Origin of the sequence: Parabacteroides goldsteinii, assembly GCF_020091425.1 — a bacterium.
Lineage (GTDB): Bacteria > Bacteroidota > Bacteroidia > Bacteroidales > Tannerellaceae > Parabacteroides > Parabacteroides goldsteinii.
Window position 1 is genome coordinate 5,899,769 of the sequence record NZ_CP081906.1, and the last position, 26,111, is coordinate 5,925,879.

The following is a 26,111-nucleotide window of genomic DNA, read 5'->3' on the forward strand; positions in this document are numbered from 1 at the left end:
ATGAATAAGTTTATCGAGCAATTACAGGATAGCGACAAGCGGATCGCTATCCCTATCATGACCCATCCCGGAATTGAAGCGATCGGGAAAAAAGTGATCGATGCCGTTACGGACGGCGAGGTTCATTATCAGGCAATCAAACAGGTGACGGAAACCTATCCTACAACGGCTTGTACCGTCATTATGGATTTGACTGTCGAGGCGGAGGCTTTTGGTTGTGCGATCAGTATGCCGGAACACGAGGTACCCAGTGTTACCGGGCGTCTGGTGTATGACGAAGAAACCGTGAATAGCCTGCAGGTCCCTTCTTTGTCTGCAGGCCGGATGCCGGAATATCTGAAAGCGAACCGCCTGGCAGTGGAAAACATAAAAGACAAACCTGTCCTGTCCGGCTGTATCGGTCCTTTCTCATTAGCGGGAAGACTCTATGATATGTCTGAGATTATGGTCGGTATTTATATCGAACCGGATGTGGTAAAAACGCTGTTGGATAAATGTACAGCTTATATTACAGCTTATTGCCGGGAGCTGAAAGCGATCGGCGCAACAGGTGTGATCATGGCCGAACCGGCTGCCGGATTACTTTCCAATGAAGACTGTCAGGAATATTCGACCGTTTATGTCCGGCAGATAGTGGAGGCGGTACAGGATGAGAACTTTGCTGTGATCTTACATAATTGCGGAAATAAAGGACAATGTACCCAGGCAATGATTGATTCCGGCGCTGCAGCTTTACATTTCGGAAATGCCGTAAATATGGTTGAGACGCTGGAACAATGCCCGTCAGACCTCATCGTGATGGGAAACATCGACCCTGTCGGCATTCTGAAACAGGCCACATCGGAAGAGGTGTACCGGATTACTGCTGATTTGTTGTCAAAGACATCGCAGTATAAAAACTTTGTTATCTCTTCCGGTTGTGATATGCCGCCTTTGGTCCCGGATGCAAATATCAAAGCCTTCTATCAGGCAATAGCCGATTTTAATACAGGGAAATGATGTTCCGGTCATACACATTTTCGTTTGAAGAGGTTCGTCCGGAAATACCGGTATTGATGGAGTACCTCCAAATCCCGGATTCAGAGAGTTATGCACTCGTCTCGGAGATTGTGGAGAAAACCTTTGACGAATTGAAAGATTCGAAAGAGATTATCGGCGGATACCGCGTACTGGATTGTCCGGAAGTAAATATGAGAGAAGGAATAGTCGCTTGTTCTGCAGGGTATTTGCATACAGGGCGTAAGATTAGCGGTTATATGAAAGGATCCGGCCGGATAGCTTTATTTCTTTGTACGGCAGGGAAAATTTTTACCGGGTTGTCACAAGCTTATCAGCAGAACGGTGATTTTCTGGAGGCATTCGTTGTCGAGTCGATCGGCTCGGCGACCGTTGAAAATGCAATGGATAAAGTGCAGCAGTATTTGGAAGAAGATATGACAGAACAGGGAAAGAAGATCACGAACCGTTACAGTCCGGGCTATTGCGAATGGGCACTGTCAGGGCAGCGCGATCTGTTTGCCTATATCGGCGACCACCCGACCGGGATTACTATCAATGAATCTTGTCTGATGCAGCCGATCAAATCGGTTAGCGGAATTATAGGAATAGGGGATGAGGTCAGAAAGCGACCTTATGGCTGTGATATCTGTAACAGTGCCTCTTGTGCGTATCGGAATATTAGAAGAAAAAAACATTAAGAGTTATGACATTTGAATTATTATTCGGAATTGGGCTGATAGCTATCGGAGCATTTTCGTCGGGAAGTTTCTCGATCCCTTTTGGAAAGGCCCGTAACTGGGCGTGGGAAAACTATTGGCTGATATATAGTTTGTTTGCTTATGTGATCGTGCCGTTGGTGGCATGCTATGTTTTTTGTCCGGGCTTTATGAATGTGCTGTCCGGTGTCCCGGCACAGACGTTGGGATGGATCTTTTTACTGGGGATCATCTACGGTATTTGTAATCTTACCTTCGGACTTTCCCTGCGTTATCTGGGGCTTTCGTTAGGCTTCTCGCTTTCTTTGGGATTGATGATGATACTGGGAACGATCATTCCTCCGGCTATCGACGGGCGTTTGAATATTCTCTTGCAACAATCCGGGGGGACTATGTTGATAGCCGGTTTGCTGATTGCCGCAGTCGGTATTGCTTTGAGTGGATATGCCGGTTACCGGAAAGATAAAGGTGCCGGACCGGAAGCGAACCCGGAACTTAATTTCGGAAAAGGACTGGTGCTGGTTTTCTTTGTCGGAATAACCGGTGCTTCGCAAGCCCTGGGTATAGAACAGGGTACGGGGATTTCATCTGCTTTGGTCGCTTCGGGTATCGATCCGCTATTCCAGACGTTACCTGTCTTTTTCGTATTGTTCGGTGGTTCTTTTTGGGCGACTGCGATTTGGTGCTTGTTCCTGTCGAAAAAGAATAATAACCTGAAAGTCTTTGTAAAGACAAAGGATATCGCTGTTTCAAGCAACTATCTGTATTGCGGATTGGCGGGTTTTCTTTGGTTTGTCAACTTTATCTTTTACGGTATGGGGAAAAGCCGGATGGGAGAGTTTTCGTTTACGGCCTGGGGGATATTGATGTCGCTGACCATTGTCTTTGCTACCCTTTGGGGATTGTACCGGGGCGAATGGAAGGCTACGGATACAAAGACAAAAGCATGGATGTATGCCGGACTGGTCGTATTGGTTGCTGCCTCTTTCATTATAGGAATGAGTGGCGGAGAGTGAGGATGATTGAAAATTGAAAATTGAGAATTGAAAATTATGACTTCAAGAGAACGTGTTTTATCAGCTATAGCTCATAAAGAGCCTGACCGTGTTCCGGTCGATATGGGAGCAACTCCCAGTTCGGGTATTTCGGCAATTGCCTATTCCAATTTATTAAAATATCTGGGGCGTACCGACCTCCCGGTTCAGATTTACGATGTGGTACAGCAACTGGCACAGCCGGATCTGTCGATTATCGATCAGTTCGGTATTGATGTCCTCGATATCGGCCGTACGTTTAATGTGAGTCCGTCCGACTGGCAGGAGACAATACTGGCTAATGGCGATAAAGCCCTGTATCCCGCCTGGTTTAATCCTGTAGAACAACCCAACGGTTCCTGGCATTGTTATGATACCGATGGTAAACGCCTGTTAGCAATGATGCCGAAAGGTGCCACATTCTTCGACCAGTCCTATTTCCCTTACGTGGATGGCTATCCTGATAGTTACGACGGTCTGGATGAAGAGATGGGACGTGTCCTGTGGTCGCGTTATGTGCACAGTCCCTGGGATCATGCTGCTGATGACGGTTTTTGGGAACAGTTGAGAACAAATGCCTTGCATTTGCGGGAGACAACGGATAAAGCGTTGATGATCGTTTGCGGTTGCAATCTTTTTGAATGGGGAACATTCCTGCGCCGGATGGATAATTTCTTGATGGACCTGCTTTGTGATCCGGATCAGGTGGAACGTGTATTGGATGAGTTACTGGAACGTCACCTGGCAACACTTGAAAAGGTCTGTGCTTCGGTCGGCGATATAGTTGACATTATCCGCTTCGGGGATGATCTCGGGATGACAACCGGTCCGTTCATGGATCCGGATACTTATAAAACCCTTTTCAAACCCCGTCATAAACAGTTATGTGATTATGTAAAATCTCATAGTCAGATGCATACCTTTATCCATTCCTGCGGTTCTATCTCTTCATTGATGCCCCATATGATCGAGGCAGGAATTGAAGTTTTCAACCCGGTACAAACCAATGCCGTAGATATGTCTCCCGAATTTCTGAAAAAAGAGTTCGGACAGGATTGTACTTTCTGGGGCGGTGGTGTAGAAACCGTCGGCACACTGAACAACGGCACACCGGCTCAAGTTCGTGAACAAGTCCTGGAGCGTCTGGAGATCATGTCGTCCGGAAGTGGTTTTGTCTTTAATACCGTGCACAATATACTTCCGGATGTTCCGCCGGAGAATATTATCGCGATGTTTGATGCGGTGAAAGAGTTTAATAATAAATGAAGTTGATGATGTGAAAATATAAAAAAAAACAATGCTTTTTGGGGGTGTACTTTCTGTTTGACTTGTACGTCGGAAAATAACGAAAGCACTGTTTCCTCCGTCTGTTAAAGAATAAAATGTGATTCAATATATATAGGCAGGGATTGATGATTAGTTAAATAATGATCATAGTTTTTGTAGAACTACGTATCTTTTTGCAAAAATAGAAAAACATCCGATAAAATCGTTTAAAAAATCCGTTCTTTTTTTTGCAAAATCCGATATTAAACTAATAATAGAGGGGTAAAAGGTGAAGTTTTAACCTTTAACAAAACGTTTGTTGAGTTTTGTCTGCATATTTTTGACGCAATTTACTGATTATCTCGAAATAATTATTGTCTCTGAACCATAGTTCTACAAAGACTATGGTTCAGAGACTTTTTTTATAAGTATGCAATAATAGATTGCAAAGGTGATGATTTTTATGGTTTAGACTTATGAATAGTCGTTTGATATTTGGATTAACTTTTGTTTGACCTTATCTCTAATCTCAATACGAATTGAAGGTGGATGAGATATAGCTATAGTATTAATGAATATAAAAGAATTTGTAAACCTAAATTTAATGCCTATGATATAAAGAAAAGGACAGTATGCTAAAAACGGATAATGTTTACACAATTATTCGGTTCACGTAAGATTAAACCAAATGTAAAACTGGTTAAAACTCTTAAACTAAGTAATTATTATGAATAAAAAAAGAATTGAAATAGGGATGGTAGCTAAAAGATCCCTTCCTATATTCGTTTTTACGACATTTTTATTTGTTTTGGCAGATTCGGCTTTTGCCACTGGAGCTGATGAAAAATCTACTATTACAGATAATAAAGTCAAAAAAGCAGGAATGGCTCTTATTCCTGCTCCAATGCAACAACAGAAAAAAATCAGTGGAGTAGTGACAGATGATTTAGGTGAACCTTTGCCTGGAGTTGCTATTCAGGTTGTAGGAACGCCGAGGGGGGTAACTACCGATGTTGATGGGACATATTCTATAGAAGTAAAAGAATCAGACAAATTGGTCTTTACTTATTTAGGAATGGAAACGCAAACAATTCCTGTTATAGGTAAAAAAGAACTGAATGTTACATTGAAACCTAAAGTTGACGAATTGGAAGAGGTTACTGTTGTTGCTTTTGCCAAGCAGAAAAAAGAATCGGTTATTTCTTCTATTACTTCCGTTAAACCTACTGATTTAAAAGTTCCCAGTAGTAACTTGACAACATCTTTGGCTGGTCGTATTTCCGGCTTGATTGCTTATCAGAGAAGTGGAGAACCTGGACAAGACAATGCAGAATTCTTCGTTCGCGGTGTAACAACATTCGGTTATAAAAAAGATCCATTGGTATTGTTGGATAATAATGAAATATCTTCTTCAGATTTGTCAAAAATCCAGCCAGATGACATTGCCAGTTTTAATATTATGAAAGATGCTGCAGCAACAGCCCTGTATGGTTCGCGTGGAGCAAATGGCGTTATTTTGGTTACAACGAAAGAAGGTGTTGAAGGAAAAGCCAGACTGAATGTCCGTTATGAAGAGTCTATCACAACCCCTACAAGTATGGTTGATTTGGCAGATGCGGTAACATATATGAAGCTGCACAATGAGGCCATTAAAACACGTGACCCACTGGGAGCAACTATGTATTCACAACAGAAAATCGATAATACGATTGCCGGAGGAAATCCGTATGTTTACCCGGCTAATGATTGGTATGATATTATGTTTAAAAAACAGGCTCATAGTCGTCGCTTGAATTTCAACTTAAGTGGTGGTGGTAAAGTTGCAAGTTATTATATCACAGGAACTTATAACTCAGATAAAGGAAATCAGAAAGTAGACGGTGTAAGTAACTTTAATAATAATGTCAATTTGAATCGTTATATTTTACGTTCCAACGTAAATATTAAAGTAACACCTACAACAACAGCAAAGGTTCGTTTGCAGGGTACTTTTGACGATTATAGTGGTCCGTTGGATGGCGGAGATGATTTGTATAAGAAAGTGATGAATGCCAATCCGGCGTTGTTTCCGCCCTATTATTTGCCTGATGAAGCGAATAAATATACTCAACATGTTTTATTTGGTAATGCAGATAAGGCACAATATATGAATCCGTATGCAGAGATGGTAAAAGGGTATAAAGAATATTCGACTTCCAATATGTTTGCCCAGTTTGAATTGGAGCAAAAATTGGATTTCATAACCGAAGGTCTTTCTTTGAGGGGATTGTTTAATACGAGTCGTTATTCATACTTTGAAGTAAAACGTGCTTATAATCCTTTTTATTATTCAGCAGGTATGTACGACAAGGCCTCAGATACTTACAAACTGAATATATTGAATGAACAGAGCGGCACGGAATATTTGAATTATGTGCCGGGAGAAAAAAAGGTTAATTCTGCTCTTTATTTTGAAAGTGCATTGAACTGGAATCGTATTTTCCATGAAAAACATAATGTTGGCGGCTTGTTGGTTTTCACGATGAGGGAATCGAAGAATGGAAATGAAAGTGACCTACAAAAGTCATTACCTTCACGAAATATCAGTTTGGCAGGACGTTATACTTATGCTTACGACGGACGTTATTTCGCTGAATTTAACTTTGGGTATAACGGTTCTGAACGTTTTGCAAAAAAAGAACGTTTTGGTTTCTTTCCTTCCGGAGGTTTAGGTTGGTTCATTTCCAATGAAAATTTTTTCCCTGAGGCTTTGAAAAAGACAGTGACCAAGTTAAAATTGAAAGCAACTTATGGTTTAGTTGGTAATGATGCAATCGGTAGTGAAGACGACCGCTTCTTCTATTTATCTAATGTGAATATGAATAACTCATATCTGGGCTCATCTTTCGGTACGTTAGGTAATAGAGGGGGGCGTGGGTTGAGCGGAATTTCCATTAGTCGTTATCCGAATGAAGACATCACTTGGGAAATTGCACGTAAGGCCAATTATGGTATTGAATTAGGCTTATTTGACAAAATTGAAATCCAGGCAGATTATTTCACGGAAAAGCGTTGGAATATTTTGATGGATCGTGCTGCCATACCGGAGACGATGGGGCTTCAAAGTAGTTTGAGAGCAAATGTTGGAGAAGCAAAGAGCCATGGTATTGATATGTCGCTTGATTATAATCACTCGATCAATAAAGATTTATGGATTACGGGGCGTGCTAATTTCACGTATGCAACTAGTGAGTTTTTAGTATATGAAGAACCAGATTATAGTAGTACGCCTTGGAAATCACGTATCGGTCATTCGTTGGCTCAAGAATATGGCTATGTTGCTGAACGCTTATTCATTGATGAAGAAGATATCCGCAACTCTCCGGTTCAGTTTGGTAATTATATGGCTGGAGATATTAAATATAAGGATTTGAACGGTGACGGGAAAATAACGGATTTAGATCAGGCAGCTATCGGTTATCCTACCAGTCCTGAAATTGTGTACGGTTTTGGTTTTTCTATGGGATATAAAGATTTTGACCTTTCTTGTTTCTTCCAAGGATTGGCAAGGGAATCGTTTTGGATTGATGTAGAAAAAACTTCCCCATTTATTGGAAACCAAAGTGCATTGTTGCAAGCGTATGCCGATAGCCATTGGTCGGAAGCTGATCGTAATACACAAGCATTGTGGCCGCGTCTGTCTACATCCGTAGTTGAAAATAACAATAAGAAATCTACATGGTTTATGCAGAATGGCGGATTTTTGCGATTGAAATCATTGGAATTCGGTTATCGTATTCCGAAGCATATTATTGATAAAGCCCATATAAGTGATTTACGTTTCTATTTAAGCGGAACCAACTTGCTGACTTTCTCTAAATTTAAATTGTGGGATCCGGAAATGGGTGGAAATGGTTTGGGATATCCTATCCAGAGAGTATTTAATGCCGGAGTTCAGTTGTCATTCTAAAATGTAAATAAGATGATGAAAAATATATTATTAAAAAGCTTACTGTTCTGTATCGTATTACTGGAATGTATCTCTTGTAATTATTTGGATATTGTTCCGGATAATATGGCGACAATTGATTATGCATTCCGTAATCGTACAGCATGTGAAAAGTATTTATATACTTGTTATAGCTATCGCCCGAGGCATGGCGATTTCTCGTGGGACCCGGCGATTGCTGCTACAGATGAAGTTTGGTGCCATTCTTATATTAATTCTGCCGGGCGTTATATAGCTCGTGGCATGCAGAAAGTGAATGATCCTTATATGAACTTCTGGAGCGGAGCTAAATCAGGGGATTCCTTTGTCATTCCGGCTTTGTGGGATGGTATTCGTGACTGTAATATATTTCTTGAGAATGTGGATAAAGTAACAGATTTACCTTCGTATGAACGTGACCGTTGGATAGCAGAAGTAAAATTCCTGAAAGCCTATTATCATTTTTATTTGTTCCGAATGTATGGTCCTATACCTATTATGGATGTCAATCTGCCGGTATCGGCTACTCCGGAAGAGGTAAAAGTATATCGTGAACCGGTAGATAATGTTGTTGATTATATAGTAAATCTGCTGGATGAAGCGGCTGCAGGTCTTCCTTCTAATGACGACTTGGTGGAAGGCACTGAAGCCGGACGAGTATATAATCTGGTGGCTAAAGCAATGAAAGCTAGAGTTCTGGCATATGCTGCAAGTCCATTGTTTAATGGAAATACGGATTATGCCTCTTTGGTCGATAATCGCGGAGTACAATTATTCCCTCAAACGTATGATCCTGAAAAATGGAAAAAAGCAGCAGATGCTTGTTTGGAGGCGATTGATATGGCTCATGCACAGAATAAACGGCTTTATACGAGTGTAGATCCACTGTTGAGTACGCAGAACGATACCTTCAAATTGCAAACCACTTTACGTCAGGCTATTTGTGATCGTTGGAATTGTGAACTGATTTGGGGGAGTACTAATAATGACCAATATTCATTTGTTCAACGATGTCAATCCCGTGTTTTGCGTGTTGGTGCAGAAATGGGAACAGTAGTTCGTACCGAGTGGGCCCCAACATTGAATACGGTTGAAAAATTCTATTCATCCCATGGCGTACCTATCAATGAAGATAGAGACTGGGTACAGAACAACTGGTATAGCCAACGTTACGAAATTCGTCCGGAAGTCTCTTCCGGTGCTGAAAAGTATTATGTAAAGGAGGGGCAGAAGACTGTTAATCTACATTATAATCGTGAACCCCGATTCTATGCAAATATAGGTTTTGACCGAGGTATCTATTTCGGTAACGGTTATAATAAGTTTCCGGACAATGTAAAACATTGCGAATTTTGTGCGAAAGAATATTCAGGAGTTGCTTCTGCTTCCGAGGCATTCTCTGTTACAGGATACGGAGCTAAGAAAATGCATAGTTTTAAAGATGCTATGACGGCGAACGATTATAGTATAGAGTATTATCCATTCCCGATCATGCGTATGGCAGATCTGTATTTGTTGTATGCTGAAGCACTGAATGAATATAGCGGTCCGAGCGGTGAAGTATATAAATATGTAGATATGATTCGTGAACGCGCCGGTTTGGAAGGAGTTCAGGCTTCCTGGACTAAATATTCCATTTCTCTTTCTAAAGTTGCAACCAAAGAAGGCTTACGGGAAATTATACAGCATGAACGTGAAATCGAATTGGTTTTTGAGGGACAACATTTCTGGGATCTCAGACGCTGGAAGAGAATTCAGGATCTTAATGAACAGCCAAAAGGATGGAATGTCATTCAGGGAGATACTCAAGATCTCTTCTACACAGTGACTTCAGTGGCCCAGACTCCTGTTGAGTTTTCAGTAAGAGATTATTTCTGGCCGATCAATGAAAAAGAGATTTCGATAAATTCGAATCTGGTTCAGAATTTTGATTGGTAAGTTGGTAATTAGTAATCATAATAAATGGGACAATGAAAAAGAATTTATTATATATACTTTCCGTTTTGCTTCTGATTGCATGTTCGGAAGAGGAACGTACGTTTGTTAAAACAGATTCTGTCGCTCCGCAACCTGTCAGCAATGTAGAAGTTACTAATATTCCGGGTGGTGCTATTTTGAAATATACTTTGCCGGACGATGAAGATCTGCTTTGTGTAAAAGCTAATTATGAATTGAAATCAGGTGTTTCAAGTGAAGTGAAAGCTTCCTTATTTGTGGATACTCTTAAGATCGAGGGTTTCGGCACGGAAGATGAACGTATCGTGGAACTGGTAGCAATAGATCGTAGTCTGAATGAATCGTCACCTGTAAAAGTGACCGTGAAGCCACTGGAGGCTCCTGTTGTTACGATCGGACGTACTTTAAAGTTGATTGCCGACTTTGGTGGTGTACATGCCTATTGGGATAATCCCGGGCGATCTGAAATTTCTGTTATTTTGGAACAAAAAGATAATAACAATGAGTTCAACCGGATCGATGCTTACTATAGTACGGTGGTAGAAGGTAGTGCCGCGACTCGTGGAATGGATACTGATCCGAAAGATTTTAAGATTTATATACAGGATCGTTGGGGAAATGTAAGTGAAGCTTTGGAAACGACCATCTCACCTCTGTTTGAGGAACAATTTGATCGAACAAAAATCACAGGTATGTCTATTGAAGGCGACCAACCTTCGGCTTGGGGATGGGTTCTCGCAAACTTGTTTGATGGGACGAAAAGTGACGGTAACGGATTTCATACAGCTAATGGGTCAGGTGTTTGGCCGCAATGGATTACATTCGATTTAGGTGTGACTGGGAAGATCAGCCGTATCAAAGTATGGCAACGTTTGGGTGACTGGATTTATAAACATGGAAATTTGGAACATTTTGAAATCTGGGGAACCTCAGATGCTGAAAATTTGAATGATCCTTCGGTCTGGACTTTGATGATGGATTGTAAGAGTACTAAGCCTTCCGGATTACCATTAGGGCAGATATCCGATGAAGACAGGCAATGGGCCGAAGCGGGTGAAGAGTTCGTTTGTGACCCAAGTAAACCTAAGGTTCGTTATCTCCGTTTGCATGCTTTGCAAACTTGGTCTAATGGTGACTTTTTCCATATGTCTGAAATAGAGGTCTATGGACAGGTTGGTGAGGATAAGTAAGGTTATTATTAAATGTATAGAAATATGATAGTAAAATATATTATTCCCCTCCTGATTTTTTGTGTTGGGGTATTTTCTACGTCTTGTGATGATATGGACGCTTTACATATTGGTTTTCTGGAAGAAGGCGAAACTATTTATGCGGCGAAAGTGGATAGTGCATCTGTCGGTCCGGGTAACGGTCGTGTTAAGATGGAATTATTTATTAATGCCCAACGTATTGAGAAGCTTCGTATTTATTGGAATGCTTATACGGATTCCATTGATTTCAATGTCGGCGGACAAGTTGGTGAATTCTCTCTTATGATTGAAAATCTGCCGGAACGGGAATACTTGTTCCAAATCGTCAGTTTTGATAAATATGGAAATCGTTCACTTCCGTTTGAAGCAACAGGTAGAGCTTGCGGTGAAGATTATCGGAATACCTTACCTAACCGTCATATTGAAAACATTTCGAAGACGGAAGATGGTAATATATTGATAACCTGGGGCGCGGCAAATGATGGTGCGGAGAAATGTGTGTTGACTTATACCGATGCAACCGGTCAGCAGCAGGTTCGTGAGGTATTGGCTACGGTCTTGGAAGATATCATTCAGAATGTCCAAAGCGGATCTTCATTTACGTATTATACAATATATAAGCCGGCGGCTAATTCACCGGATAGCTTTAATACGAAAGAAGATTCAAGGGATTTTCCTGAATAAGTAGTCTTTATAACTTGTAGATAAACATGTTGAATGTAAGGAGAGGTGTGTTGGGGTACAACATACCCTCCTTTCTTCTAAAGTGAATTCATTATGAACAGGAAGGTTGTGGACATATTATTTGTCCTGTTTCTATTCGTAGGTATGGTAACATATCTCTTTTATACCCAATCTTACCGGATTATTTTATCTGGACAGGTTGGTTATTTTTTAGCAACAACTGATTTTTTCACCTCTTTTCTTCCTCGGATACAAGGAATTGTAGATTATCTAGCCTCTTTTCTGGTACAATTTTATGTGATTAGGTATTTCGGAATCGGAGTCTTGATAAGTCTGGCTTTTCTCTTGGGACTTCTGATAAATATGTTGTTAAAACCTTTTACAGAATCTCGTTACCGCATTCTTTTATCTTTTTTATATTCGACGACATTTGTTTGGTCTCTACATAGTTTCTCCGATTATCCCTTGTCGAAAGATCTAACTTTATTGATTTCTTTTATCTGTTGCCGTCTTTATATCGGACTATCCGATAAGCGCATACGTGTTTTGTTCAGTTATTGCCTTGCTTGTATTCTTTGGTATATTTGTAAAGAAGCAGCGTTTGTAGCTTGTTTGTATATATTTGTTTATGAGTATCTGAAAGGAATGAGAAATTATTCTTACCTGATCTCTCTTTGTTCTCTTTTTGCCTTTTCAGCATTGTTCACGACTTTATTGCTCCAATATTGTTTCCCGATGGAAGAAGTGTTTGTTGCTGAATGGGAATTGGATTGGTATCCTTGGTATCTGATTTATATGACTTCTTTTGTCGGTTGTATCTTTTTATTACGTTGTTCACGCGGTTATCTCTTTGTTGCCTCCGGTTATCTTCTGTTGGCCGTATATGCTTGTCATGTGAATACCGACCGTACCAGGGAGTTTGAGATGAAATTGTTTTACCTAATGCAACAAGGTGATTGGAATAAATTGCTGGGTAGTATATGTGATGCCGAAAAACTGAACTCTAGAACCTTGAATTATTATTATATGGCATTGGCACAAACCGGACAATTGAGTAATGCCTTGTTTCGGGATGGATTCCCTTATTCGAAGTCATTGGTTTCAGCGGGTGAGCAATCGTATGTTTCGAAAACTCGTTTGAGCGATATCTATTGGAACTTAGGTTGTTTTCGGGCTAGTCAGGTGTTCTCGACTGAAGCCATGTCGATGTTGGATACGGGGGTGAACCCTTATCATCTTAAACGCTTGGCGATGATCCATTTGATTTATCGGGAAAATGATTTGGCAATAAAACTTCTGCGTATATTGAAAAAAACGGTGATGTATAATCGCTGGGCTGTCGATTTGTTGAACCGGATGAAACATGATCCAGATCTGGAACAGGTCGATTGGATCATTCGTTTCCGGAAGATGCTTCCTTCATATGGTTTCCAAATAGGCATGAACAGGCCATTAGAAAATATAACAAACCTAGCTATCCAATTACCATTTGAAACATTGGCTTTGGAATATGCTTGGAATTTGGCATTACTGGAGAAAAAGGTTGATTGGGTGGCTAGGATGGTCCGCTATAAATTGGATTTTTCTCCGAACTCGGAAATCCCGATCCTGTGTCAGGAAGGAATTTTAATCTATGAGCGAGGGAATAAAATCAGTGAAGACCGGAAATTAAAGATAAACTATGATGAAGGCGTATTGGCGCGTTTCAAAGAGTATTGTACTCAGGGAAAACGTCCGCTAAATACGATATCCGGTTATTTGGTAATGAATAATGATTATAAATCCAGTTACTTTTATTTTTATGAATCTGTCGATGTTCATAAATAGGTATTGTTATTTCTGTTTATTGGTATGGGTATGCATTTCGTGTCAATCCGTATCCAAGGATATAACTGAGGAACTGTCGCAGAAACCCCAGTTGTTTCCCGATTATACCGATATTGTCATACCCTACAATATTGCCCCGTTGAACTTTAAAGTGACTGGTCGCCCTGAGCGAGTTGAGGCTGTGTTGCGGTTTTCTGACGAGAGTTGGGTACTTACAGGAGAAGAAAAGATTATTTTCCCGGAAAAGAAGTGGAAACAATGGCTTGAAAAGGCTAAAGGAGGTCATATATCGGTGACATTGAAAGCCGAATGGGATGGAAAGACATATCAATACGTTCCGTTTGACTGGGAGGTGTCGATTGCTCCAATTGATCCGGTACTGGTTTATCGAAAAATAGAACCAGGGTATACAACTACTAATACTATGTCGATTAACCAGCGGAATTTGACAAACTTTAATGATGAAGTTTTAATCGATAATATGAAATCGGAAACCGGCTGTATAAACTGCCATTCTTTTTGTCAGAATGATCCGGATCAGATGCTGTTTCATTCACGTCAGAAAAATCCGGGGACTTATTTTATCCGACATGGAGAAATAGAGAAAGTGAATACTCAGGCGGGAGAAATGTCACAGGCCGCCGGATATCCTTTTTGGCATCCGTCGGGCAACTACATTGCTTTTTCTGTTAGTCAGACGCGACAAATTTTTTATGAAGGGAAGACTCCCATAGAGGTCTTTGACTTGGGGTCGGATGTGATAGTATATGATTTGAAAGACAAGAAAAGTTATACAATTCCGGAACTATTTGCAGATTCATTGCATAATAATTATCCTGTGTTTACGCCCGATGGTAGAACCTTGATTTATTGCGGGGGTAAAGCTGTTCAGGTTCCTAAATATAAGAGTGATTTAAAATTATCTCTTTGTGCGATTCGTTTTGATGCGGATAAAATGGAATTTGGGGAAACGGTGGATACATTAGTGTCAGCTTCCCGGATTAATAAAAGTATGTTACATCCGAGAGTCTCTCCCTGCGGACGTTTTTTGCTTTATACGGAGGTGGAATACGGTTCGTTTTCCAATTATCATAAATCATCTGATTTGGCTTTATATGATTTAAAAAATAAGACACATAGGACGCTAGACGAGATAAACTCGGAGGATGTGGATAGTTTTCATTCCTGGTCGTCTGTGGGTGGATGGGTGGTATTTAGTAGTCGTCGGAATGACGGATATTATACGTACCCTTGGTTTACACAAATCAATGATGCCGGGAAGGCTTCCAAACCGTTTCTTTTGCCTCAGGAGAACCCAGACTTTTATATTTATTGTCTGACTTCTTATAATGTTCCCGAATTGGTAAAAGGAAAAGTAAATATTAATCCCTATAACCTTCGGAAAGCAGTTATGGAAGCTCCTGTAATAAAAAGTAAATACGAAATACAAAATGACTGAATTTAAACACGACACGCTAAGTCGGAGATGGCGTGGGAACTCCGGTAATCAGATTTATCCCGTTACTTGATGTATTGGAACAGTTCTGTAGGGCGGTAATGCCACTAATCTTAGGTGGCATCGTGACTTCTTATAGGTGACATGGTGACTTCTTATAGGTCGCTATACCGATCCTCAGACTTGTTGTATGTGCAGAGAGTAAGGGGAGGCTTTTAAAAATGTTCAATTATGGCATTCTTTAAAAAGGTTCTTAAAAAAATGGGTGGCAAGTGGCATCCGCAGGCAGTTACCGTGGGCAAACCCGTAACGACGAAAGAGGTAGCCGATTGCCTGTCGCAGATTTCTACCGTGAGTCGTGCTGACGTCTATGCTGTCTTGACGGATCTGGCAGGCGTTTTGGCCGATTATATGGCACAGGGACGCAGCGTGAAGATCGATGGTCTGGGTACTTTCTACTACACCTGTACCTCTAACGGCAATGGAGCTGACTCGGCAGATAAGGTGAATGCATCGCAGATCACCGGTGTACGTGTTCGTTTCATTCCTGAAGCCACGAAAAACAGCGGTAGTAAGACGATGAACCGTTCGCTTATCAGCAACAACATCTTTTGGATGGAATTGAACGGCGCACCCGAGACAACTCCTGAAGAAGGAGGCGGTGAAGACCGTCCGGAGATCGAGTGATCTTTCCTTGAATGTATGATGAAAGTGTTGCAAAGTAACTGCTTTGTCCGTTGGGACGGGAGAAGTGCTTGCAACACTTTCTTTTTTTGATCGGAATCAGATACATTGACTTTCATCTTCATTGTAATAGGTGAAAAAAAGTATATTATAATTTGTGAAACCAAAGTCTTCTATCTACTTTTGTAATCCAATCTTTGGTAAAATTCTGTCATAAAATGATTGGATTAATTACGAGAAGCGTTTTTATGATATTATCCTAACATTGGAACTTCGACACTTTCATAACCTTGGATAGTAGACAGCGAACGCTCACATGCTTGTTTTTGTTGTATCCCTGTGTTTTTACATATAGGAATATTCAAAATAAAAGGGTGTGAGCTGTTGTTTATATCAATGGTTAGGGCAGTCGAAGGCCTCAATGTTAGATATATCAACAGTCCTCACGCCTCTTTTTATTTATTATCCAGTCAGGGGATTATTGGATTCAAAAGTTTTTATACAATTAAGAACTCATTTAGAGAAGAAGAAAGAGGAGAAAAGAAAATATGCTATTAGAAAATCATAAAACATCGGATAATGATCTTTGGATGAATTTCATAAACGGTAATGATGCCTGTTTCGAGATTATATACAGGAAATATGCAGATGTATTGTTTCGGTATGGTATTCAGTTCACCACAGATGGGAATCTTGTTAAGGATGCGATCCATGATGTTTTTGTGAAATTGCATAGTGATAGACAACATTTGAAGGCAGAAGCCAATATCAAATTCTATTTGTTTACTTGCCTGAAAAATCGTTTGTACAATCTATTAAAGAGAGAACTCTTTTTTGATAAAATCGACCTGGAGGATAATGAATACATTGACCCTGGTGCCGAAGACCAAGTGACAACAGCGTTAAATCAGGACGAAATGCAGAAAACTATACGCACAGTGCTTAGCCTGCTGACCGATCGGCAACGGGAAATAATCTATTATAGCTACATAGAAGAATTGTCCATAGAAGAAATAGCTGTTCTTACGGGAATGAATTACCAGTCGGTGCAAAATACTATCCAGCGCTCTCTAAAAAGAATAAGGGAGTCATTGCCATTAATTATTATTTTTTTCTTTTTGTGTAAAAAAGAATGTTTTTGTTGAGTATAATTTTTCTGCTCGATTGTATTCATTATAGGGAAACCTATTTAATACAATTTGAATGCAAGAAAAAGATTATACAAATTATTCCGCAGAAGAGCTTTTGGAAGATGACTTCTTTCTGAAATCATTTTCCAGTCCTACACCTGAATCGCAATCTTTTTGGGAAGAACTGAAGAAAGAAAATGAAGCTCTTGCTAAAGAAGTTATGATTGCGAGTGGCATCCTCCTTTCCATTCCTTATCGTAAGCGGGCTTTCTCGTCTGATGACAAAGACTTGCTTTGGAAAGAGATTTGCCAGACTAATAATAAAAAACGATTCTTCAGATATTGGTATTCCTCAGTGGCGGCTGTGGCAGCTTTGTTATTAGCAGTGGGAGGATATTATTATACCGGTTTTTATGCGAATGACAACCTGACTGCAATCGAGAAAGTACAAAAACCCGCACATCCGGTAGAAACTGTCCAGTTGATTCTAGCCGATGAGAAAAAAGTGACTATAGAGGAAGAAGATCCACGTTTGCAATATAGCAAGCAAGGCGAATTACATATTAACACACAAAAGGTGGAAACTTCCCAAAATACCGCTACAGTGAATAAAAAAAATGACCCCATTTACAACCAACTCATCGTACCGGTCGCGAAACGTTCCTTCTTGGAATTGGCCGACGGTTCACGAATATGGGTGAATGCAAACACCCGGGTTGTCTATCCGGTTACTTTTGAAGATACGAAACGCGAAATATATGTAGATGGCGAAATCTATATTGAAGTTAGCCCGAATAAGAAACGTCCGTTTACCGTTAAATCCAAGAAAATGGATATCCGCGTATTAGGAACGAAATTTAATGTTTCGGCTTATGAAGCCGGTCAGGATGTTTCTGTGGTTCTTGTTTCAGGAAAAGTAAATGTACGCACAGACAACCGTGTCGAATCCGTTTTGAAGCCTTCCGATCGGCTGACTTACGAAAAAGGAACTACCGATATAAAGAAAGTAAATGTAGAAAACTATATTTCCTGGAAAGACGGATATTACACATTTGATAATGAACAATTCTCCATTGTTCTGGATAAGCTGTCCAATTATTATGGCAAAATAATTACCTATGATCCCGAAGTAGGAGCATTACGTTGCTCCGGCTCGCTGAATCTGGGTGACGATATGGTAAAAGTATTGACAGGGCTTGAGTCGACCATGCCGGTCAATTTTACAATAGAGAGTGAGTATATATCAGTTAATGTTAAACCTTAAAAAAATAAAAGATTATGACATAAATAAGCATTGAAAAACAAAACCGGATAATAGTGGGTATTATCCGGTCGTAAATTTAAAAGAAAGAATTTTAGCAGAATTCTTTCCAGTTAAATCAAAAATCAATACAAATGTATGGAAAACAAACGAATAAATAACGTTAGAATACGTGAATTCAGAAGATTAAAATGTGTTATAGTCGCATGTCTGATGGCGGCATCTTGTTGGGCAGTTGATTTTTCAGCAAAACCAGCCTATTCACAAAAGACTCAGATTTCCTTAAATCTTACCAATAAAACTCTGAAAGAAGTCTTCAAAGAGATTGAACGAAACAGTGAATTCGTCATTTTCTATTATGAAGGAGTGGTAGATGCTAACAAACGAGTTAAAATCAATGTAAAGCAACAAACAGTCGATAAAATATTAGACAAACTGTTTGAAGGAACCGACAATACTTATAATATTGTTGATAAGCAGATCTATATAACTAAAAAGAGCGGAGAAGAAAAAACAGCTATCACACTTTCTGCTGCTCAGCAGCAAAAAAAGATCACCGGTAAAGTAATGGATGAACTAGGGGAACCTTTGCCAGGCGTTGCTATCCAGGTGAAAGGTACGCCACGTGGTGTAACAACTGACATCGATGGAACTTTCTCCATCGATGTTAAAGATGCTGATATATTGATATTTACTTATCTGGGCATGCAAGACCAAGAAGTAGCGGTAGCTAATAAAAAGCAGTTGTTTATTACATTAAAAGAGAAAACAGACGAATTAGAGGAAGTGACTGTTGTTGCGTTTGCTAAGCAGAAAAAGGAAAGTGTATTAGCTTCTATTACAACGGTAAAACCTTCAGATCTGAAAGTGCCTAGTAGTAATTTGACAACAGCTTTGGCTGGAAGAATGTCCGGAATCATCTCTTATCAACGAAGTGGAGAACCAGGTCAGGATAATGCAGACTTTTTTGTGCGCGGGGTGACAACCTTTGGGACTGGGAAAGCAGATCCTCTTATTCTGATTGATGGAGTAGAATTTACCTCACAGGATTTAGCTCGGTTGAATGTTGATGATATTGCCAGTTTTTCTATTATGAAAGATGCAAATGCCACAGCTCTGTATGGTGCTCGAGGTGCAAATGGTGTTATTTTAGTTACAACAAAAGAAGGTAAAGAAGGTAAGGCTAAACTTTCATTCCGCTATGAAACTTCATTGTCTACTCCCGCCGAGAGAGTGGAGTTGGTAAATCCATTGGATTACATGCTTTTACATAATGAAGCGGTAAGAACGCGAGATCCCTTGGGGGTATTACCTTACTCTAACAAGAAAATTGCCATGACAGGGATTGGTAATCCTAATGTTTATCCCGCAACAGATTGGTATAATTTGTTGATGAAAGATAATACGATAAATCATCGTGCAAATATCAATATTAGTGGTGGAGGAAAAGTGGCTAGATACTATGTTGCTGCTTCTTTCAGCCAGGATAATGGTAATTTACGAATGGATAAACGTAATAATTTCAACAATAATATTGATTTGAAAAAATACCTGTTACGTTCAAATGTAAATATTGATTTGACTAAAACTACAGAAATGATTGTGCGCATGCATGGAACATTTGATGATTATTCCGGTCCGCTTGAAGGTGGATCAGGAGTATATAATAAAATTATGAAAACAAACCCAGTGTTATTTCCTGCATTTTATACTCCGGATAAAGGAAATATATTCACTCAACACATCCTTTTTGGTAATGCTGATGGTGGAAAATATATTAACCCGTATGCTGATATGGTCAAAGGGTACAAGGAAAATTCCACTACCCAGATTCTTGCTCAGTTAGAATTGAAACAAGATTTTAGTTTCTTGATTAAAGGATTGTCAGCCAGGGTTTTGTTTAATACTTCGCGCTATTCCACATCTGAATTGTCACGTTCTTATAATCCCTTCTATTATGAACTTGCCGGTTATGATCAAGCAAAGGATGAATACATACTTCAAACATTGAATCCGCTAAAAGGTTCAGAATGGCTTTCTTATAGTGAAGGAACGAAAAAGATCAGTAGTACAACTTACTTTGAAGGTGCCCTTCAATATAATAACGAATTTTCTGATGTTCATAATGTTAGTGGTTTAATGGTGTTTACGACCCGTGAATCGCGTATTAGTAATGCCGGGTCACTTCAGGCTTCGTTGCCCTATAGGAATGTTGGATTAGCTGGCCGTGCTACTTATGCATACGACAGCAAGTATTTTGCAGAATTTAATTTCGGTTATAACGGTTCGGAACGTTTTAGTAAGAAAGAACGTTATGGTTTTTTCCCGTCGGGAGGAGTTGGGTATATGATTTCCAATGAAAGTTTTTTTGAACCGTTGAAAAAATATATCACTAAACTTAAGTTGAAAGCGACGTATGGTATGGTTGGTAACGATGAGATAGGAAAAGAGGAAGACCGCTTCTTCTTCTTATCAAATGTCAAGTTGAATGATAGCGGCAGAGGATATAATTTTGGTACTGATTTCGGATACAACCGTCCGGGAGTGTCGATATCACGTTATGAAGATCCTTTTATCACTTGGGAAACTGCTTACAAACAGAATTATGGTTTTGAAATTAGCCTATTTGACAAGTTGGAGATTCAAGGTGATTTCTTTAGAGAGAAACGTAAAAATATTTTGCAGGAACGAGTCTTTATTCCTTCTACTATGGGATTGCAGGCAAGTCCAAGTTCTAATGTAGGTAAAAGTTCGGCTATGGGATATGATATGTCAGTGGATTATTCTCAGTCATTCAATAAAGATTTTTGGTTGTCAGTGCGCGGAAATTTTACTTATGCAACGAGTAAACTAGATCTTTATGAAGAACCGGATTATACAAATACTCCCTGGCGTAAATGGACTGGCAATAAAATATCTCAGAAATACGGATATATTGCCGAGCGATTATTTGTTGATGAAGAAGATGTACGAAATTCGCCAAAACAACAGTTTGGAGAGTATATGGCTGGTGATATTAAATACAAGGATATCAATCAAGACGGGATTATAGATGAGGATGATGAAGTTCCTATAGGTTATCCTACTAATCCCGAAATCATATATGGATTTGGTTTTTCTTTAGGCTATAAAGGTTTGGACTTTTCTGCCTTTTTTCAAGGGTCTGCCCGATCGTCATTTTGGATTGATCCAAAAACAATTTCTCCGTTTGTTGTTGATGATAAAGGTGGTCAAACGGCTTTGCTTCAGGCAATAGCTGATAGTTATTGGTCGGAAAGTAATAGAAATGCCCATGCGTTTTGGCCTCGTTTATCGGACAGAATAATTGACAATAATACGCAGACGAGTACCTGGTTTATGCGTGACGGTTCTTTTTTGCGTCTCAAATCGGTAGAATTAGGATACACATTGCCAAAGAAATGGACAGATAAAGTCGGGTTGGATGTCTTACGGCTTTATTTAAGTGGTACGAATTTATTTTGCCTGAGTAGCTTCAAGATGTGGGATATTGAAATGGCTGGAAATGGATTAGGTTATCCTATTCAACGGGTATTTAATATTGGTATAAATATAAACCTCTAATTTATAATAAGATGAAATCAATATATAATGTAATTGTTTGTAGTTTATTCCTACTATTGACGGCATGTAGTGACTATTTGGATGTTATTCCTGATAATATGCCAACTATAGATCATGCTTTCAGTGATCGGAATAGTGCAGAAACTTATCTTTTTACCTGTTATTCTTATATGCCGGTAGATCAGTTATCGCGTGGTAACAATGTCTCCCTGATGAGTGGCGAATCCTGGATGGTATTGTCTGGGGATAATTATTGGTTTGGGAAAGATCATACGGCTTTCGATGTTGCTCGCGGATTACAGAACTCAAACACACCTCTACTGAATTATTGGGATGGAGACAAAGGTGGAAAAAACTTATTTATTGCTATACGTGACTGTAATATTTTTCTGGAAAATATACATAAAGTAGTTGATCTGGAAGAGTATGAAAACCGTCGTTGGACAGCAGAAGCTAAGTTCTTGAAAGCTTTTTATCATTTCTTTTTATTTCGCATGTATGGACCGATTCCTGTTATTAAAACCAATCTTCCTGTTTCGTCAACTCCAGAACAAGTGAAAGTATATCGGGAGCCCGTAAATGAAGTCGCTGATTATATCTGTGAATTGCTTGACGAAGCATCTGGAGATTTACCGGAAGTCATTACAAATGAAATTGAGGAAATGGGACGGATTACTAAACCGATGGCTTTGGCTCTGAAAGCAAAGGTAAAGATGACGATGGCAAGTCCGTTATTCAATGGAAATGACCGCTATAAGAATTTAGTAGACAATCGTGGAGTTTGTCTGTTCCCGGAATATGATGAAAATCGTTGGGATGAAGCTGCTAAAGCTTGTAAGGATGCAATTGACTGTGCGCATGAAGCTGGTCATAAACTCTATACTTATCAAGGTTTTCTTCCGGTATCTGATATAACTCGTTATAAGTTGAATTTGCGTTATGCTATAACGGAAAAATGGAATCCTGAAATAATATGGGGAACGACCATAAGTGACAGTCCTATACAAGGAGCGTGTATGATTAGAACCAGAAGTAGTGAGGCTAGTAATAATACAGTTATTGCAACAATTGCTCCAACTTTAGATGTTGTAGAACGTTTTTATACCCGGCGGGGAGTTCCGATTTCAGAAGATAAACAATGGCTGGAAAATGGACGGTATGATAATCGTTATAAAACGGAAGTTGCTGGAGATAGCGAAAAGTATTTATTAAAGGAAGGTTATACTACTGCAAAATTGAATATTGATCGTGAATATCGCTATTATGCTTCGCTTATTTTTGACGGTTGTATCATTTGGGGTAATGGTGTTGTCGACGATAATAGTTCTTCAATTACCTATGGTCAAATGAAACGGAAGCAAATCGGTGGTCAGTTAGGTACAGATTGTTATTCTCTTACCGGATATACACCAAAGAAGTTAGTTAATCCGGAATCTGTGGTTAGTAATAGCTCTTTTTCCAGGAAACGTTATTCTTTTCCGATTATACGTTTGGCAGATATTTATCTGATGTATGCAGAAGCATTGAATGAGGCTGGTGCTGAAAAATCAGAAATTTTCCAGTGGATTGACCCTGTTAGAGAACGTTCCGGTTTGGAAGGAGTAGAAGCTAGTTGGAGTAAATATTCAACTAATTCAGGAAAAATCAACACTCAGCAAGGGCGTCGGGCGATCATTCATCAGGAACGTTTGATAGAACTTGCATTTGAAGGGGAAACCCACTGGGATATCCTTCGCTGGTGTGAGGCTGATGATTATCGCAATCGCCCGATCAGGGGCTGGAATGTCAATGGGGAAACAGAAGATGAGTATTATAAAGAAACGGTTCTTGCTTATCCGATTTTCGCAACAAAGGATTACTTCTTCCCGATAAAAAAATCGTCGCTTAATGTGAATAGTAACCTGATTCAAAACTATGGATGGTAAAACATTTGTATATAAATAATGGATATATTATGAAAAAGATAGTTTATTTATTGTTGTTACAACTGATTATGATAAGTTGTAGCGAGTCATTTGTCGGACAACCTCCTACAAATGATAATCAACCTCAAAGTATAAAAAATCCAACGATAGTTCCGATTCCCGGTGGTGCGATCATTTCTTATGATTTGCCGGATGATGCGGATTTGCTGAGTGTAAGAGCCGAGTATACTTTGAACGGCAAGCCCGTAAATACCGAAGTGTCAATTTATTCGAATGAATTGAAATTAGAAGGATTCGGTAATACAGAGTTACAAACAGTCGATCTGTATACGGTGACTCGAAGTTTTGTGAAATCGGCCCCAATAAAAGTATCGTTCACCCCATTAACACCACCAGTTATTGCAGTAACCGAAAGTGTGTCTATGAGAGAAGATTTCGGTGGTGTACAATTAAAATGGGAAAACGAATCGGGTACAGAACTTGCGGTTTATTTGCTTGCAGAGGACTTTCTTACGGGAGAAATGGAGACAGCAGAAATTCTCTATACTAAACAGGAAAACGGGCTCTATTCATTAAGAGGTTTTGATGATACTGAAAGGACGTTTGGGGTTTGTTTTCGTGATAAATGGGATAACTATTCTGATACAGTACTTGCGAAATTTACTCCATTATATGAAATACAATTAGATAAAACGAAATTCAAACAAGGGAAACTGCCTGGCGATAACGTCTCTGAAATAAATGATAGTTGGGCTTTTAGGCGTTTATTTGATGATAAATTAGATAATCTTGGATGGTCTACAATAGGTGGTAACGCAGGAAAACCGGCTCCTATCAGATATACAATAGATTTGGGGGCTTCATCTAAGTTAAGTCGATATAAGGTTTATCAGCGACTCGATTATGAATATAGACATTATAGTCCTAAAAAGTGGAAAATCTATGGAACAGATCATATTGATCCGGCCAATATGACTCTTGACTATTTTGATGGAGATAATTATCATAAAGATTGGGTTTTAATGGGCGAATTTGAAATAATCAAACCCTCTGGAATTGGAGATCAAATTACTAACGAGGATAAGGAAGTAGCGCTTGCCGGACATGAGTTTGTGTTTGATTTGGGACTTCCTCCTGTACGTTATCTGCGGTTTGAACAGTATGAAACATGGAGCGGTGGTCTGGAAGTTAATTACCGTGAAATCACTTTCTGGGGAAGCGATAAAAAGTAAATATAAAATCAATAAATGGTTATGAAATATATTGTTAACATTATAATGCTGGTTTCATTTGTAACCTTAGCGTCTTGTTCTGGAATGAATGATATAATCGAAGAATATCTCGATAGAGGTGAAATTAATTATATCGGGAGACCTGATTCGGTAACATGTGACGGTGGGTTGTACCGTGTAAAACTGACCTGGAAAGTCGGTAAGGATGTTCGCATTGAAAGTTGTAAGATCTTCTGGAATATGGGGGCAGATTCTCTTATTTATCCGATAGATAAAGAAAGTTTGATTAATGGATATGCAAGTGTAGAGTTACCTTTTGAAAATGAAGGGGAATATGTTTTTGATCTGATTCAAATGGGGGAAAAGGGATTTCCTTCCATTCCACAGGAGGTAATCGGAAAAGTATATGGTGATAAATACATTTCATCATTAATACCACGTTCGGCACGTAGTGTCGATATTGAAAACAATGTTGCTACATTGACTATCGGTTCTGTAGATAACTGTTATTATTCAGAAGTGCTATATACTGATAATAATGGAAAAGATAATACTGTAAGAGTAGAACCTGATGTTACATCTATAACAATAGATAATTATACTTTTGGAGGAGATTTTACTATAAAGAGTTACTATAAACCAGAAGAGAACGCGATTGATATTTTTGAAGTTGAAGACAAAGGCCGATTCCCATTAGTAGAAAAGATAAACAGGGGAAACTGGACAATTCCTTTTGTTTCATCTCAGAAAGAAGATACTTATCCTATAACGAATATTCTAGATGGAAATGTTAACTCTCTTTGGCATAGTAAATGGACTCCTTCACCCCCAGCTCCTTTCCCTCATACTATCGTAATCGATATGGCAGAGGAATTTGATTTATACCAGTTACAGGTATTTCAAGATCCTGCTCGTATGACGTTTAAATCTGCCCGAATTTTGGTTGCTGAAACGAATGAGGATGATGAGTCTTTTGTTGAAATAGGAACGATGCATTGTCTGAAAACAGATAAGAGTTCAATTTTTGATTTCACAAAACCACAAAAGGCCAGATATATAAAAATGATAATGGAAGAAAGTTATAATCCTCCTTATGTAGCTATTTCTGAAGTTTATGCTTTTGGGAGATAGTTTATAATCTATCAGCTTTCTAAATGATGAAGGAAGAGAGTGTTACAAAA

General features: G+C 39.3%; 17 protein-coding genes. All 17 read left to right on the forward strand.

The window, feature by feature from the left end; all coding sequences use genetic code 11:
* The 17 genes from K6V26_RS24195 to K6V26_RS24275 all read left to right on the forward strand — a co-directional run bounded on the left by K6V26_RS24195 (position 1) and on the right by K6V26_RS24275 (position 26,061).
* Positions 1-999 carry a methylcobamide--CoM methyltransferase gene (locus tag K6V26_RS24195; RefSeq protein WP_048314215.1) on the forward strand — a complete coding sequence of 333 codons (999 nt, stop codon included), beginning with the start codon at positions 1-3 and terminating at the stop codon, positions 997-999.
* On the forward strand, positions 996-1,697 hold the full coding sequence (locus K6V26_RS24200; protein ID WP_224264106.1) for a vitamin B12 dependent-methionine synthase activation domain-containing protein: 702 nt from the start codon (positions 996-998) through the stop codon (positions 1,695-1,697). The genes K6V26_RS24195 and K6V26_RS24200 overlap by 4 nt, the downstream gene beginning before the upstream one ends.
* A 5-nt stretch (positions 1,698-1,702) precedes the next feature.
* Positions 1,703-2,731, forward strand: coding sequence for an L-rhamnose/proton symporter RhaT (locus K6V26_RS24205; protein ID WP_224264107.1), 1,029 nt, complete (start codon positions 1,703-1,705; stop codon positions 2,729-2,731).
* A 36-nt stretch (positions 2,732-2,767) separates the two neighbouring features.
* Positions 2,768-4,015 carry a uroporphyrinogen decarboxylase family protein gene (locus K6V26_RS24210; protein WP_122326960.1) on the forward strand — a complete coding sequence of 416 codons (1,248 nt, stop codon included), beginning with the start codon at positions 2,768-2,770 and terminating at the stop codon, positions 4,013-4,015.
* 727 nt (positions 4,016-4,742) lie between these two features.
* The gene (locus K6V26_RS24215; RefSeq protein WP_224264108.1) at positions 4,743-7,964 is read left to right on the forward strand and encodes a SusC/RagA family TonB-linked outer membrane protein; all 3,222 of its coding nucleotides are present in this window, start codon (positions 4,743-4,745) and stop codon (positions 7,962-7,964) included.
* 12 nt (positions 7,965-7,976) lie between these two features.
* On the forward strand, positions 7,977-9,920 hold the full coding sequence (locus K6V26_RS24220) for a RagB/SusD family nutrient uptake outer membrane protein (RefSeq protein ID WP_224264109.1): 1,944 nt from the start codon (positions 7,977-7,979) through the stop codon (positions 9,918-9,920).
* 32 nt (positions 9,921-9,952) lie between these two features.
* Positions 9,953-11,128 carry a DUF5000 domain-containing lipoprotein gene (locus K6V26_RS24225; protein WP_009860099.1) on the forward strand — a complete coding sequence of 392 codons (1,176 nt, stop codon included), beginning with the start codon at positions 9,953-9,955 and terminating at the stop codon, positions 11,126-11,128.
* A 24-nt stretch (positions 11,129-11,152) separates the two neighbouring features.
* A complete protein-coding gene (locus K6V26_RS24230) occupies positions 11,153-11,833 on the forward strand; it encodes a DUF4998 domain-containing protein (RefSeq protein WP_122326958.1) in 681 nt (226 codons plus the stop codon).
* Positions 11,834-11,977: 144 nt separating this feature from the next.
* Complete coding sequence (locus K6V26_RS24235; protein ID WP_262905188.1) at positions 11,978-13,660, forward strand: DUF6057 family protein; 1,683 nt, start codon at positions 11,978-11,980, stop codon at positions 13,658-13,660.
* Positions 13,647-15,119 (forward strand): TolB family protein, encoded by a 1,473-nt coding sequence (locus K6V26_RS24240; RefSeq protein WP_224264111.1) that lies wholly within the window; start codon positions 13,647-13,649, stop codon positions 15,117-15,119. The genes K6V26_RS24235 and K6V26_RS24240 overlap by 14 nt, the downstream gene beginning before the upstream one ends.
* Before the next feature lie 228 nt (positions 15,120-15,347).
* The gene (locus K6V26_RS24245) at positions 15,348-15,803 is read left to right on the forward strand and encodes an HU family DNA-binding protein (RefSeq protein ID WP_046146030.1); all 456 of its coding nucleotides are present in this window, start codon (positions 15,348-15,350) and stop codon (positions 15,801-15,803) included.
* A 587-nt stretch (positions 15,804-16,390) separates the two neighbouring features.
* The gene (locus K6V26_RS24250) at positions 16,391-16,945 is read left to right on the forward strand and encodes an RNA polymerase sigma factor (protein ID WP_161799496.1); all 555 of its coding nucleotides are present in this window, start codon (positions 16,391-16,393) and stop codon (positions 16,943-16,945) included.
* Between the two features lie 58 nt (positions 16,946-17,003).
* Positions 17,004-18,194: a FecR family protein gene (locus tag K6V26_RS24255; RefSeq protein WP_046146032.1), complete on the forward strand. Its 1,191-nt coding sequence runs from the start codon at positions 17,004-17,006 to the stop codon at positions 18,192-18,194.
* 135 nt (positions 18,195-18,329) lie between these two features.
* Positions 18,330-21,773, forward strand: coding sequence for a TonB-dependent receptor (locus K6V26_RS24260; protein ID WP_082150332.1), 3,444 nt, complete (start codon positions 18,330-18,332; stop codon positions 21,771-21,773).
* Positions 21,774-21,784: 11 nt separating this feature from the next.
* The gene (locus tag K6V26_RS24265) at positions 21,785-23,698 is read left to right on the forward strand and encodes a RagB/SusD family nutrient uptake outer membrane protein (RefSeq protein ID WP_046146033.1); all 1,914 of its coding nucleotides are present in this window, start codon (positions 21,785-21,787) and stop codon (positions 23,696-23,698) included.
* Positions 23,699-23,727: 29 nt separating this feature from the next.
* Entirely contained in the window at positions 23,728-24,930 is a 1,203-nt protein-coding gene (locus tag K6V26_RS24270; RefSeq protein ID WP_161799495.1) for a DUF5000 domain-containing lipoprotein, read from the forward strand.
* A gap of 21 nt (positions 24,931-24,951) precedes the next feature.
* Positions 24,952-26,061 carry a DUF4998 domain-containing protein gene (locus tag K6V26_RS24275; protein WP_161799494.1) on the forward strand — a complete coding sequence of 370 codons (1,110 nt, stop codon included), beginning with the start codon at positions 24,952-24,954 and terminating at the stop codon, positions 26,059-26,061.
* Positions 26,062-26,111: the final 50 nt, after the last annotated feature.

Coding starts and splice junctions, on each gene's coding strand:
- K6V26_RS24195 (WP_048314215.1), top strand. CDS start 1: ATGAATAAGTTTATCGAGCAATTACAGGATAGCGACAAGCGGATCGCT.
- K6V26_RS24200 (WP_224264106.1), top strand. CDS start 996: ATGATGTTCCGGTCATACACATTTTCGTTTGAAGAGGTTCGTCCGGAA.
- K6V26_RS24205 (WP_224264107.1), top strand. CDS start 1,703: ATGACATTTGAATTATTATTCGGAATTGGGCTGATAGCTATCGGAGCA.
- K6V26_RS24210 (WP_122326960.1), top strand. CDS start 2,768: ATGACTTCAAGAGAACGTGTTTTATCAGCTATAGCTCATAAAGAGCCT.
- K6V26_RS24215 (WP_224264108.1), top strand. CDS start 4,743: ATGAATAAAAAAAGAATTGAAATAGGGATGGTAGCTAAAAGATCCCTT.
- K6V26_RS24220 (WP_224264109.1), top strand. CDS start 7,977: ATGATGAAAAATATATTATTAAAAAGCTTACTGTTCTGTATCGTATTA.
- K6V26_RS24225 (WP_009860099.1), top strand. CDS start 9,953: ATGAAAAAGAATTTATTATATATACTTTCCGTTTTGCTTCTGATTGCA.
- K6V26_RS24230 (WP_122326958.1), top strand. CDS start 11,153: ATGATAGTAAAATATATTATTCCCCTCCTGATTTTTTGTGTTGGGGTA.
- K6V26_RS24235 (WP_262905188.1), top strand. CDS start 11,978: ATGGTAACATATCTCTTTTATACCCAATCTTACCGGATTATTTTATCT.
- K6V26_RS24240 (WP_224264111.1), top strand. CDS start 13,647: ATGTTCATAAATAGGTATTGTTATTTCTGTTTATTGGTATGGGTATGC.
- K6V26_RS24245 (WP_046146030.1), top strand. CDS start 15,348: ATGGCATTCTTTAAAAAGGTTCTTAAAAAAATGGGTGGCAAGTGGCAT.
- K6V26_RS24250 (WP_161799496.1), top strand. CDS start 16,391: ATGAATTTCATAAACGGTAATGATGCCTGTTTCGAGATTATATACAGG.
- K6V26_RS24255 (WP_046146032.1), top strand. CDS start 17,004: ATGCAAGAAAAAGATTATACAAATTATTCCGCAGAAGAGCTTTTGGAA.
- K6V26_RS24260 (WP_082150332.1), top strand. CDS start 18,330: ATGGAAAACAAACGAATAAATAACGTTAGAATACGTGAATTCAGAAGA.
- K6V26_RS24265 (WP_046146033.1), top strand. CDS start 21,785: ATGAAATCAATATATAATGTAATTGTTTGTAGTTTATTCCTACTATTG.
- K6V26_RS24270 (WP_161799495.1), top strand. CDS start 23,728: ATGAAAAAGATAGTTTATTTATTGTTGTTACAACTGATTATGATAAGT.
- K6V26_RS24275 (WP_161799494.1), top strand. CDS start 24,952: ATGAAATATATTGTTAACATTATAATGCTGGTTTCATTTGTAACCTTA.